This is a genomic window from Legionella lytica (genome assembly GCF_023921225.1).
Classification (GTDB): domain Bacteria; phylum Pseudomonadota; class Gammaproteobacteria; order Legionellales; family Legionellaceae; genus Legionella; species Legionella lytica.
Genome location: NZ_CP071527.1, coordinates 2,312,183 through 2,324,525, shown reverse-complemented (window position 1 = coordinate 2,324,525; position 12,343 = coordinate 2,312,183). Strand labels below are relative to the sequence as shown.

The window sequence follows — 12,343 nt, the reverse complement described above, 5'->3', positions numbered from 1 at the left end:
CCTGGTAGTGAAAATTAATTTAGAAAGATTATGCAGGCGCTTAAATTATCAATTCAGTAACCAAGCTTATTTGAAGCAAGCTTTGACACATTGTAGCGTTGGTAGTGATAACTATGAACGTTTTGAGTTTCTAGGCGACTCCATTTTAAGTTTTGTTATTGCTAATGAATTATTCCATCGTTTTCCGCAACAAAGCGAAGGGCAGCTTAGTCGTTTGCGTTCTTTTTTAGTTCGTGGTGATATGTTGGTTGAGATTGCCCGTGAACTTGATTTAGGTGATTACCTCTATTTAGGCCAAGGTGAATTAAAAAGCGGTGGGTTTCGCCGTGCTTCTATTCTTTCTGATGCCTTGGAAGCTGTCTTTGCAGCGATTTTTTTCGATGGTGGTGTAGATGCGGCTAAAGAGGTAATTTTAACTCTATATAAGTCTAGGCTCGAAGATCCTAATTTAAACGATTGTTTAAAAGACTCTAAAACCCAACTTCAAGAATATTTGCAAGCTGAAAAGCTGGCTCTTCCTGAATATGCTTTGACGAAAGTTGAAGGTGAAGAGCATGATCAAATATTTTATGTAACTTGTACTGTGGATGGGGCAAAGCAAATAACCCATGGTCAAGGCCCCAACCGCCGGAAGGCAGAGCAAATAGCGGCAAAATCGATGCTGGAACAATTAAAATCCAGAGCTAAGTAGGTCGAGCCCATGGCCCGACAATTCATTTTAGACGTGTAATAATGAATTGGATTCCATGAGAAAGATGGGAAGCGTCGGACCATGGGCCCGGCCTACGCAGATTCCGTGACTTGAACGTGAAAATGGGTGACGTTAGGGCTACGTTATTATAAATACCGCTCACGAATATGCATTAAATAATGCTGTGGATTGAGTTCCTCACCAGTTGCCTGGTGCAATAACTCCTGATAAGGCAATAATCTGGCTTTTTGATGGATATTCTCTCTTAACCACAACAATAAAGCTTTAAAATCACCTTGCGCAATTTGCTGTTTAATATCAGGAATCGCTCTTTTTACCGAGGAAAATAACTGGGCAGCAATCAATGCACCTAAGGTATAGGCCGGAAAATAACCGAAAATTCCTGACGGCCAGTGTACATCTTGCATAACTCCGTTTTTATTATCACCTTTAGTTGATAGACCTAGATACTTTTGCATATAGGAATCCCACGCGTCAGGTAGGTCATCAATCGTAATATCACCCGCGAATAACTGTTGTTCTATTTCATAGCGTAAGATTACATGCAAAGGATAAGTCACCTCATCCGCATCAACACGAATAAAACTCGGCTTCACCTGGGTATAATGATAAAACAGGTTTTCTTCAGTAATATTTTGTGCTTCGCCAAAATAATTTTTCGTCAAGGGCACTAGAAATCGTATAAATTCTAAGCTGCGGCAAATTTGCATTTCCATAAATAAAGATTGGCTTTCATGTACTGCCATACCTAATGAATGCCCAACGGGCTGAGTCAGCCACTCCTTTAGCAAACCTTGTTCATACAAGGCATGCCCAGTTTCATGGGTAATTGCCATAAGGGATGAGAGAAATTCATGTTCTTTGTAACGTGTAGTGATGCGAACATCAGTGGAAATCCCGCCACAGAAGGGATGATGACTCACATCCAATCGGCCATGATTAAAATCAAAACCTAAGCGTGACATAACTTCCATGCCTAACAGTTTTTGAGTCTCAAGCGCAAAATTACCCGCGATTGGCTTCATAGTACGATACTTTTGCTTTTCCATAATTCTAGGAATCAATGTTGGTAATTCTTGCTTTAGAGAATTAAAAATCGGTGTAATTGTTTTGCAATCTAATCCAGGTGAGTATTCATCAATTAATACATCTATGGGTGATTTAGCAAAAAGTTGGGATTTGATTTCAGCAATAGTTTTTACCTTTTCAAATAGCTTTTTTAAATAAGGTTGAAAGGCTTGCCAATCATTCTTTGCCCGCAACTCTCGCCACGCTTGAGAGCAAATTAATGACTCATTAGTAACTTCTTCTATGAGTAGGGAGGGGATGCAGGTGGCCAATTGATACTGTTTTTCAATCCAATAGACATTCCTGTGCTGCCAGGGGGATAGTTCTAGGTCCTTGCATTGCTTAAGCCATTCGCCCACGATTTTATCGGTTAGCCAATCATGCTGTATTGCACTTAAAGTTGCTAATGCTTCTGCACGTGCCGGACCACCACCAATAGGCATCATTGCCGCCTCATCCCAAGAAACAATCGCTGCAAGATTTTCAAAATCATAATATTTTTTAAAATGCTGCTCTAATTTTTGGTAAGCATTCATTGCTCGTTCCTTCGTAATGTAACCTATAGTTGAAGTAGGCTGTGCTGTAAAGCCCAGCATCGGGTCTAGCATAAACCGTCTTGTTGGGCTTTACAGCCCAACCTACGAACATTATAAATCTTCCAACGTTCCACTAATTTCTAACCATTCCTCTTCAACCTGAGCTAATGAAGAATGAGCTTGTTCTCGTTTTTGCACTAATTGATTTAATTTATTCTGTTGAGTGCTGTCTTCATAAAGACTAGCATCACCAAGTTGAATATCCAATTTATCTAATTCTCCGTGGTATTGCTCAATCATTTGCTCTAATTTTTTTAAACGATTTTGTAATACCTTTTTTTCTTTATAATCATTTGCCGGACTAGAAGTGGTATTGGTGTTTTCTTTCACTGCATCTTTGGATTGTAGCCAAGTATAATAATCATCTAAATCGCCATTAAAGGGCTGTACTTTCTTTTGATAAACTAAGTAGAAATTATCTACCGTCGTTTTGAGCATATGCCGATCATGGGAGATAAGAATTAAAGCCCCCTCATAACTTTGTAGTGCTAATTCGATGGCTGAACGCATTCCTAAATCTAAATGGTTGGTTGGCTCGTCAAGTAATAATAAATTGGGTTTAAGCCAAACCAATTTAGCTAGAGCCAAACGTGCTTTTTCTCCCCCAGAAAAATGATGAATAGGTTGTACTGCCATATCTCCCATGAAATTAAAACCACCTAAGAAATCCCGGATGCTTTGTTCACGTACTTCTGGGGATAAGGCTTGGATTGTTTCTACAGGGCTTAGTTTACAGTCTAATTGCTCCAACTGATGTTGTGCATAATAGCCGATCTGTAAATGCGCGGAGCGATGAATCGTTCCATTTAAAGCCGATAAGGAACCAGTCAGTGTTTTAATTAAGGTGGATTTACCTTCACCATTAGGACCTAATAAGGCAATCCGATCCCCGGGGCTCAGCGATAGATTAATTTTCTTAAGTATCGGATCCTGCCCTGTATAACCTGCATCCACTTGATTGCATTGGATTAAGGGATTACCAGCACGAGGACAGGGGAAAAAATCAAAAGAAAATGGCGAGTCTGCTTGAGCTGCGGCAATAACTTCCATCCGCTCAATAGCCTTGAGACGCCCTTGTGCTTGCTTGGCTTTCGTTGCTTTTGCCTTGAAGCGGGTGACAAAGCTCATCATATGGCTAATCTTTGTTTGTTGCTTCTCATACATAGCTTGTTGTAAGGCTAATTGTTGGGCATGTGTTTTTTCGAAGCAACTGTAATCGCCACCATAAAGAGTCAGACTTTGTTTTTCAATATGTAGAATATGGGTAACAAAGGCATCAAGAAACTCTCTATCGTGAGAAATCAGGATAATTGTACTGGGACTTTGTTTTAAAAAACGCTCAAGCCAAAAAATAGCCTCCATATCTAAATGGTTGGTTGGCTCATCCAGTAATAACAAATCAGCGGGTTTCATGAGGCATCGTGCGAGGCTCAGACGCATCCGCCATCCCCCTGAAAAACTATTCACGGAGGCATTTTGTTCTTCGCTACTAAATCCTAAGCCAGACATAATCGTTGCTGCTTGAGCGGGTTTACTATAACCCCCTGAGTGGCTTAATTCTTCATGACAGGCGACGACTTCCGCATGGTTATCTTCTTTTTCTGCCTTTTCCAAGCGTTGCAATAATTTGATGTATTCTTCATCACCACTAACTACAAAGTCCAGGGCTTTTTCGTCACTGTCAGGTAATTGCTGCGATAAATGGCTGATGCGCAGATGAGGATTAATTAAATACTCCCCAGTATCCGCAATTAGTTTACCCAGGAAAAAATCAAACAAAGTGGATTTACCACAGCCGTTATGGCCGATAAGACCTATTTTTTGTTTTTCATAAAGGGTGACGCTGGCTTTGTCGAGTAATACTTTATTACCACGTGATAAGGTGATTTGGCGTAGGGTTAGCATTTTTAATCATAAGCAACAAAAGAAGAGGAAGAATTCTATCATAGATATCAAAATATATAGCCTAATAAAATGAAAAGAAGAATGTAACTTTAACCAGAAATACAGTGATACGCGTCATATTAAGTGCGCAATAAAAGGAAAAATAATCTGTATTTTTTTTGTGCATTATAATTATAGTTATACCATATCTGTTTGTGAGTATCTTGTCGTGTACTTACATTTAGCGTTTTATTGGAGATTATGATGCCAGAGAAGCAACCGCAAGATGAGAGCATGACAGATGACGCAGGCCCTCAACAGCTCGTTCAGCCAGCTGCAAGTCCACCTGCTAATGCTCCTCCCGCCACGGCTGCTGATGCTGTTCCTGTTCCTGTCACTCATGATGCTCCTGCTGCATCTGGCTCTAGAATTGGCGCTACCGCTGCTGCTGCAGGCTCCGGTTCTGGAGCCGGTGGATATACCTTAAAAAGGAGCCCGACACAGATACAAATAACCAACAATTTACAAACAAAAAGTAGTAGCGTACTCATTAATGGGTCCGGCCAAGCTGGGCCAATAACCCCTAAAGATCGCCAGTATTTAGACGGTATATTGTCAGATGCAACCGATTGGCCGTGGAGAGATGGATTTAAAATCGCGGTGTTTTCTCAGGAGGCATCCCGACATTTTTCTATTAAATACTGGGAGTCTGGAGTGGGGCGTTATGAGCCTCATATGGGGGGAGCTAGGTGCTCTATGGATCAAGTTGCTCAAGCCACATTGATCTCCAAAATAGGCACTTATACCAATGTAAGTACGTATGATGAGGCGTTAGTGAAGTTATTTGAAAATAGAGAGACTCCACACGTCGTTGCTGTTGTAGAGGGTAGAAGAAATAATCTACCTGATGAATTTACTTTAAAGGGCACTCGAGATCCAGCTAATTCTAGTGAGGTCACCACGGTAGCTACTTATAAGTTATATACCTCCTCCCTTCAAGGGAAGAATCGCCTGAATCATGATGATTCGAAGCAAAATATGCATTTTTACATAAGAGATGACATGCAAATAGCACCTACTGAAGCAACAATCGCTGAAAATTTTAAAGTAGGTGAAATTCACTTTGCAACGGGCAAGGGGAAATACAGCGTCTTAGTTCCTCATATCCCTAATGATATAGCGCGCTATCCTGCTAAGGCGGTCGAGTTATTAAAAGCGTATGCGCAACGCGTTGCATCAGAAAGGACTGTGGTGGGGTACATAGGAGATACCAATTTTAACAAACCGATACAGGAGTACTCAAGCCCATCAGCGGGAGGTTATCAGGAAAGTGGAGCTTATTTAGTGCCTGCCTCATCGGGTGCCAAAAAATTTTCATATTTCATGCAAGCACATACTTTTTTTGATGGCAGTAATTCTTATCGTATGCAACGACCTACTCTATTAAATCATGTGTAGCTTCAGTTTGGTGCGAAGGATAAGACAGCAACGGATCATCCTTCTATTCAAACTACTATTTTACTAAATAGTGACATCATAAACAGACTCAATTCTAATGATGTTAATCCGAATAGAGTTTTGAATTTGCAATGCAATTTGAAATATTCGCCCGCAGTTGTAACTGCAGCTATGACTTTTCCTAATACACCTGCGTATATTGCCACACTTGCTCAGTTTCCTAATTTATCTCCGCATCCTCAAGCGACTGCTATCATCGCTGCTAAGCCTAATCTAGCTCAGCATGCACCACCGTATTATCCATATGCTGTTATAGCTGCAGCAGCTGCAGCGAGTAATCCTAAATTGTTACATAACCCACAAGCACCTCACCAACAACCTATCCCCGCAGCTGCGGCGAGTAATCCTAAATCGTTACATAATCTACAAGCACCTCACCAGCAACCTATTCCAGCAGCTATGAGTGCTAATTCTAAACCATATCAGAATCCCCTCACACATTCTCAACAGCCTGTCACAGTCGCGACGATTGTTCCTCCTAATCGATTTTATAATCCACAAGCGGCTCAAAAACCTGCAGCTGCTGCCGCTTCACCTAATCCCGCTCAGAGTACAAATAACGTATGTCGACAGTTTAAAGCGGACTATCAAGCTCTTAAACCGCTAGCAAAAGCTAAGGATAATACTCATGATGATGACCACAGAAACAGTTGTGGTTTGACTCCAATGTCGTGAACTTCCTATCGTAGACTGGTTCACATAGCAACTGTCTCTCAGGTTCCTTATTATTAGGGAGCAGCTATTTCATTAGACACTAATATTGGTTCATGAGGAATTTGTATTTTCATCATTTGTAATATCATTGAATATTTATCAAAAGGGTTATTTATTTTCTGAACTTCTTCATCCAGATCATGAACTAGGGTACTCAGCAAGTCTTGATATTTTAGAGGCTCTTGCAAAAGCACAATGCTCCAACTACTTAAAGCCTGTAGAGCGGTGTCACGTATTCCTTCTTCGAAGTTGTGATCACATGTAATGGATAATAAGTCTTTGGCTCTGAGTGCTCTTTCAGAATCATTTAATTGTACCAATAGATTGACCAGGAATGTTGGGGGTAAAGAAAGATTACCCAATGTTTTCTTATTACGCATCCAGTTGATTGCTTCCTTACCTAGATATTCGTTGTCTTTTGCCGGAAGACAACCAAGCCTGGAGGGAACATGGTTTGAATTTTCATCAAGAGTTAAAAGAAGCTGCCACCATTTTTTGTTTTCTGGAGGTTTTGATTCATGCATAGAGTTCATAGTCCAGGCCATAATTTCTTGTGCAATGTTCTCGTTTTGTGGTTGGCTAATCAAGGCTGCAAGTGTTTTTTCAACTGCCAGACGTACCTGATCGGATTTATGGTCCATGATTTCTTTTAATACAGGAATAAACAGAGTAAGTTGATTAGGCATCAGTTTGTGGGCTTGTTCTTCAAGAATGTTTAGGGCAGCAAGGGATGCTGGGTTGCGATTAAGGCTGATGATTTCTTGTAAGCTGGAAAGAAACAGACTCAGTTGTTCTGAAAAGAGAATGCTTGCTAATATTCGAAGTGCTCTTAGTGTGTTGAGGCGCATCATATCATTTGGATGTTTTAGGTTTACCTGTATAAGAGTAATAATTTGATTAACTTGATCCGGGTTGAATTTATGAATCAATGCGTTAAGGCTTTGCATGGCGGCTTCGCGTACTGGATTGCTTGGATGCTGTAGGTTTTCCAATAGGTTAGGCAGAAAAGAGCTCACTTGCATGTCAGTAAACCACTCAGCTAGCGCACTCACCGTGTTTAGATAAGAAATGCGCATTGCTTTTTGAGGTTGCTTTAGATTTTCTAAGGTCGTGTCAATCAATGGAATAATTTGTTCGGGGTTATCTCGATGAATTAATGTTTTCAGTGCGTCCAAGAGCTCAACGCACATATCTCCTTGAGCATACTCTAAGTTTTTTTGTATCTTGGTTATCAATTGGGGGATTGCTTTACGATCGAGTTTTCTGGCTATTATTTTAATAGCATGTAGTGCTGTAATGCGCATATTTTCTTGGGCGTGCATCAGTTTATTTTCTAATTCTGGAAGCAGTAAGTTAGCTTGTTCTGGACTTAGTTTGCTCGACAATGAGGCAAGAGCCTGTAAGGACAAATAGAGAATCCAGTCCGCTTGATTGCTCAAGTTTTTTTGTAGACCAGAAATAAGTGGCTCAATTTCCTCTGGGGTTAGCCTGGTCGCCAGCGGTGGTAGAGCGAATAGGGCGGCAGTGCGCATCGAATCATTATTATGCGTCAAGTTTTCCTCTATCCAGGCAATAAGCGTATTGAGCTGTGCTGAAGTCAATTTATGGGCTAATTTGTGAAGCGTGGCTTGGGTTGTTGAGCGTATCATCCCATTCGGATCGAATAGGTTGTTTTGTAGCTGAGGAATTATTTCCTCTATATGGCTTGGGCTCAGCATTGGTGCAATATGGAGTAAACGCTCTGCATTATAGCGTGTAGTTGGTGGACTGGAAATTTGGGTTACTAAATGAGTTATGTGGGGCTCAAATAGCTGTCTTGTAGCATCTACAGCGCCATTCAGAGAGCTTAATCCCATAAGTTGATGGAGTATATCTAAGTGTTTTAGCGCAGGAAGTATGAGCTTTTTAGAAGGAGTCAATAATGGGGTCGGGCAATGCATCCAGTACTCAAGCATTTTCTGTTGGCAAACTTTTGCATCTTCTGACTGTTGCATGAATAGGGCATCTAATGACAAACGACGAAACTTTGGCAATTTTTCGCCGGCACTTACAAGGCTCAATAATTCATGCGGAGGTAGTTTTTTATAGAGAGCCAGTAATATGTCATCGGATAATTCGAAAAATTGAGTCATGTGCTTTTGTTTCCTACGTTTTTTGCTGTGCATTATAACGAAAGAATATTAAACAAACAAAATCGCCAATTATAGGCCATTTTAGTTCATGGGAAAATCATTAACTTTCATGCGAGGTTGTGAGGGTAGTATTTATTTGAGCACTGTTTTTATTTTTTTTGCGAACGTGATTCTGGTGTAGCATTTCTTAATAAAAATCGGTCTGGTTTTGCAAAAGCACTGCAAAAAGTAAATGTTCTTTTTACTCCTGTAACCGATGAGGGGGCTAATAAGGGGGCAACACCTTTTTATAGATCATGTTCTAGTCCAGAGGGTATAGCCTTACTTAAGTCATTTGGCTCTGTTTTGACGCCCCATTTATGAGCAATCCTGGGAACTTGCTACGCGTTCCCAGGTTGCTTCATTGTCATACAGGCACCCTTATTCTTCAGTGGAAACAGGATCAATTATTTTATTTCTTGCTGAACGATAACGCTCCTGTTTTTCAATATCGATGTAACGATCCGTAGTTGCACTGGAGCTATGGCCGGCATCGTCACGCACGTGTTCGCGAGGACGGATTTTTACATCCTCGGAAATCCCGGTATGTCTCAACCAGTGCACCGTTGCTGCGGCGAGGTTATCTGCCTCTTCGCGTTGACCTTTCATACGCAGTTCTTCTCCAGCCAAATCAAAACAATGTTGAATGATGCGGCGGATGGGGGCGGTATCGCTCATTGGTCCATTACCTCTGATTTTGGGAATCAGCGGGGAGTTATCTGCAGGTGAGGGCAGTGGGGTTAAGCCAAGAAAACTACGCCAGCGTATTAAACTATCAAGCATTGCGTCACTGACGGCAACTTGACGTTCTTTATTCCCTTTTCCTACCGTGGTAAACCACCAATGGCCATTACTGTCTTTTGCGAAGTCATTCATACTAGGAATCCAACGTTCATTTGCAGCTAGTTCGGATATACGTAAGTACATTCCGAAGAGCATGCTTAACATAAAGCGGGTGCGCTCATGTTTTTCAGGTGATTCTTCAGCTAATGTTTCTGCTGCATTAAGTACGGCACTCCACTGATCGATACTTAGTCGACGAATAGGGGCGTTTTGCTGACGTTTGCGGATGAATTTACTTTTTTGCCGAATCAGAGCTACTGGATTTGAGACTAAATATTCTTCTGCAATTAAAAAATTAAATAAGGTACTTAATATAGCAAATATCTCTTGAGTAGCTCCTTGAGATAGACTGAATTGTTCTATTTCAGGTTTGTGTCCATTTTTTATCGCAGCTTTACTTAGAGTAACTACAAATGGGCGCCATTCTTCATTAGGAATACGTAAACCTGCTTTTTCAATAAAGCGGGGGACTTTTTTTAAGCTTATCCAGTTTTTAGGTGGGTTTTGGCAGAAACGAATGTATTGTTCAATGTCATCCCGTTTTAGTTCGGTGAGGGGAGTACCTTTAATATGCCATGACCATTGTAACAAACGCTCAGCCTCACGGCGGTAACTATTAAATGTTCCCTGACTACCAGTATAGCTTTTTAAGAAATTTAAGGTGTAATGAAAGTCATTCTTAAATTGAGGATCAGGTAATACTGCATTTTCATGATTCTTATGTAGATGGTTTAAATTATCAAAAAGAGGAAGCAACTTGGATTTCATAGTGTTTTAAATGAAATAAATAATGAAGCAATGCTATCTGAAAAACTATTAAGATGTAACTCTCTATTAGTGCTTGAGCTACAATTCTAGATAAAAAGGTTAGGTGTTTTTGTGAATTAAAAACCAACTCGAAATTAATTTGCACAACATGATCTCGAAAAAGCTAATCAATTTAAAATATTTAAAAAAATGTGAAATTAGCTATTGACCTGAAGCGCTTAGGTTAGTAACATGTGCGCACTGTCCTCGGGACGGGTCAGTCGGGGTATAGCGCAGTCTGGTAGCGCGCCTGCTTTGGGAGCAGGATGTCGGGAGTTCGAATCTCTCTACCCCGACCAAATTAAGCGCCCGTAGCTCATCTGGATAGAGCATCGGCCTTCTAAGCCGAGGGTAGCAGGTTCGAATCCTGCCGGGCGTGCCAGCCCCTAGTGAGACCTGAAGGCAATTTATACTATATTATGGTGAGCGTAGCTCAGTTGGTAGAGCCCCGGGTTGTGATCCCGGTTGTCGTGGGTTCGAGTCCCATCGTTCACCCCATGTGATGAAAACTAAGGTTTTTCGCTAAAGATTCATCTGAGTCTTTACAAGACCGAATTACTGATTGATAATCCAACCTGATTGCGAAAGTGGCGGAATTGGTAGACGCACTGGATTTAGGTTCCAGCGGGGTGACCCGTGAGAGTTCGAGTCTCTCCTTTCGCACCATTTCATTATAAAAATCCAAGAGGTGAATTGATGCAAGTTTCTGTTGAGACCCTAAACGGTTTGGAGCGCAAGGTAACTATTTCTGTGCCTACAGCGAAAGTTGAGGAAGAAGTAAGTTTGCGGCTCAAAGATCTGGCTCATAAAGTTAAAGTTGATGGTTTCCGTCCTGGCAAAGTTCCTATGCACATCGTTACTAGCCGTTACTCAGATAGCGTTCGCCAAGAAGTTGCTAGAGAAATGGTTCAATCAACCCTATTCGAAGCATTACAACAAAACGAATTAGTTCCTGCAGGCTACCCATACATCGAGCCTGAAGAAATAGAAAAAGGTAAAGATTTTAAATACACGGCTACGTTTGAAGTGATGCCAGTGTTTGAAGTTGCTGAATTAAATCAAGCGACTGTTGAATTAGCTCGCTCAGAAGTTACTGACAAAGATCTAGAAGAGATGTTGGATAAACTACGTGAGCAAAACAAAGAATGGCATGATGTTTCACGTGCTGTTAAAAAAGGCGATAAAGTTGTTATCGACTTCCAAGGCTTCTTAGATGACAAATTATTCGATGGCGGTAGTGCAGAAGGCCACGAATTAGTTATCGGTTCTGGCGCTATGATTCCTGGTTTCGAAGATGGAATTACTGGTGGTAAGAAAGATAAGCCATTCGACATCAAAGTTACTTTCCCAGAAGATTATGGCCACAAAGAATTAGCTGGCAAAGAAGCGGTATTCAAAATTACTGTTCGTAATATTATGGAAGGTAAATTACCTGAACTTAATGACGCTTTTGCTGAAAAGTTTAACATTAAGGAAGGTGGCGTTGATGCTCTGAAGAAAGACATCAAAGCAAACATGACTCGTGAATTAGAGCGTCGTGTTAGCATGATGAACAGAGAGAAATTATTTGATAAACTAATGGAAGTTAATGCTATTGATTTACCATTGGCCTTAATCGACAAAGAAATCGAACATTTGAAACATGATATGTACCATCGTCTATTTGGTCATGAACATCATGAAAATGAACAGATCCCTGATTTCCCAAGAGAATTGTTTGAAGAACAAGCTAAACGCCGTGTTCATCTTGGTTTACTATTCTCTGAATATGTTAAGAAACATCAAATCGTTGCCGATAAAGATAAAGTGAATGCAATGATTGAGAAATTTGCTGGTGCTTACGAAAATCCTGATGAATTACGTGCTTGGTACCAAAGCAGCAAAGAACATCTTGCTGAAATTGAAGCATTAGTCATGGAAGAAGTAGTTGCTGATAAAATAGCAGCTGATGCTAAGATTAAGCATAAATCTATGGACTATGATTCAGTGATGAATCCTAAAAAGGCTGAGAATACAAAAGGAGAGTAATT

Annotated in this window: 8 protein-coding genes and 4 tRNA genes; 8 read left to right on the top strand and 4 right to left on the bottom strand. The window is 40.7% G+C overall.

Features of this window, described 5'->3' with window-relative positions; genetic code table 11:
• Positions 1-7: 7 nt before the first annotated feature.
• A complete protein-coding gene (rnc, locus tag J2N86_RS10195) occupies positions 8-691 on the top strand; it encodes a ribonuclease III (RefSeq protein ID WP_252579295.1) in 684 nt (227 codons plus the stop codon).
• A gap of 146 nt (positions 692-837) precedes the next feature.
• Here rnc and J2N86_RS10190 read toward each other — a convergent pair whose 3' ends face one another.
• Together J2N86_RS10190 and J2N86_RS10185 are read right to left on the bottom strand one after the other, a co-directional pair.
• A complete protein-coding gene (locus J2N86_RS10190) occupies positions 838-2,316 on the bottom strand; it encodes a carboxypeptidase M32 (protein WP_252579293.1) in 1,479 nt (492 codons plus the stop codon).
• Between the two features lie 111 nt (positions 2,317-2,427).
• The gene (locus J2N86_RS10185) at positions 2,428-4,281 is read right to left on the bottom strand and encodes an ABC-F family ATP-binding cassette domain-containing protein (RefSeq protein ID WP_252579291.1); all 1,854 of its coding nucleotides are present in this window, start codon (positions 4,279-4,281) and stop codon (positions 2,428-2,430) included.
• 240 nt (positions 4,282-4,521) lie between these two features.
• Here J2N86_RS10185 and J2N86_RS10180 point away from each other — a divergent pair, with 240 nt between their 5' ends.
• The gene (locus J2N86_RS10180) at positions 4,522-5,718 is read left to right on the top strand and encodes a hypothetical protein (RefSeq protein WP_252579289.1); all 1,197 of its coding nucleotides are present in this window, start codon (positions 4,522-4,524) and stop codon (positions 5,716-5,718) included.
• 171 nt (positions 5,719-5,889) lie between these two features.
• Positions 5,890-6,453 (top strand): hypothetical protein, encoded by a 564-nt coding sequence (locus tag J2N86_RS10175; RefSeq protein WP_252579288.1) that lies wholly within the window; start codon positions 5,890-5,892, stop codon positions 6,451-6,453.
• Between the two features lie 53 nt (positions 6,454-6,506).
• On the opposite strand, the gene J2N86_RS10170 is transcribed toward J2N86_RS10175, so the two are convergent.
• Both J2N86_RS10170 and J2N86_RS10165 read right to left on the bottom strand, forming a co-directional pair.
• On the bottom strand, positions 6,507-8,624 hold the full coding sequence (locus tag J2N86_RS10170; protein WP_252579287.1) for a hypothetical protein: 2,118 nt from the start codon (positions 8,622-8,624) through the stop codon (positions 6,507-6,509).
• Positions 8,625-9,044: 420 nt separating this feature from the next.
• A complete protein-coding gene (locus tag J2N86_RS10165; protein WP_252579286.1) occupies positions 9,045-10,274 on the bottom strand; it encodes a tyrosine-type recombinase/integrase in 1,230 nt (409 codons plus the stop codon).
• Positions 10,275-10,535: 261 nt separating this feature from the next.
• Here J2N86_RS10165 and J2N86_RS10160 point away from each other — a divergent pair.
• The 5 genes from J2N86_RS10160 (at position 10,536) to tig (ending at position 12,341) form a co-directional block, all read left to right on the top strand.
• Positions 10,536-10,612, top strand: a tRNA-Pro gene (locus J2N86_RS10160).
• A gap of 6 nt (positions 10,613-10,618) precedes the next feature.
• Positions 10,619-10,695, top strand: a tRNA-Arg gene (locus J2N86_RS10155).
• Positions 10,696-10,735: 40 nt separating this feature from the next.
• A tRNA-His gene (locus J2N86_RS10150) sits at positions 10,736-10,811 on the top strand.
• A gap of 83 nt (positions 10,812-10,894) precedes the next feature.
• A tRNA-Leu gene (locus tag J2N86_RS10145) sits at positions 10,895-10,979 on the top strand.
• 30 nt (positions 10,980-11,009) lie between these two features.
• Positions 11,010-12,341 (top strand): trigger factor, encoded by a 1,332-nt coding sequence (gene tig, locus J2N86_RS10140; protein ID WP_252579285.1) that lies wholly within the window; start codon positions 11,010-11,012, stop codon positions 12,339-12,341.
• Positions 12,342-12,343 lie beyond the last annotated feature (2 nt).

Excerpts from the sequence above, each read along its gene's own strand:
- J2N86_RS10190 (WP_252579293.1), bottom strand. The coding sequence starts at position 2,316 with ATGAATGCTTACCAAAAATTAGAGCAGCATTTTAAAAAATATTATGAT.
- J2N86_RS10185 (WP_252579291.1), bottom strand. The coding sequence starts at position 4,281 with ATGCTAACCCTACGCCAAATCACCTTATCACGTGGTAATAAAGTATTA.
- J2N86_RS10180 (WP_252579289.1), top strand. The coding sequence starts at position 4,522 with ATGATGCCAGAGAAGCAACCGCAAGATGAGAGCATGACAGATGACGCA.
- J2N86_RS10175 (WP_252579288.1), top strand. The coding sequence starts at position 5,890 with ATGACTTTTCCTAATACACCTGCGTATATTGCCACACTTGCTCAGTTT.
- J2N86_RS10170 (WP_252579287.1), bottom strand. The coding sequence starts at position 8,624 with ATGACTCAATTTTTCGAATTATCCGATGACATATTACTGGCTCTCTAT.
- J2N86_RS10165 (WP_252579286.1), bottom strand. The coding sequence starts at position 10,274 with ATGAAATCCAAGTTGCTTCCTCTTTTTGATAATTTAAACCATCTACAT.
- tig (WP_252579285.1), top strand. The coding sequence starts at position 11,010 with ATGCAAGTTTCTGTTGAGACCCTAAACGGTTTGGAGCGCAAGGTAACT.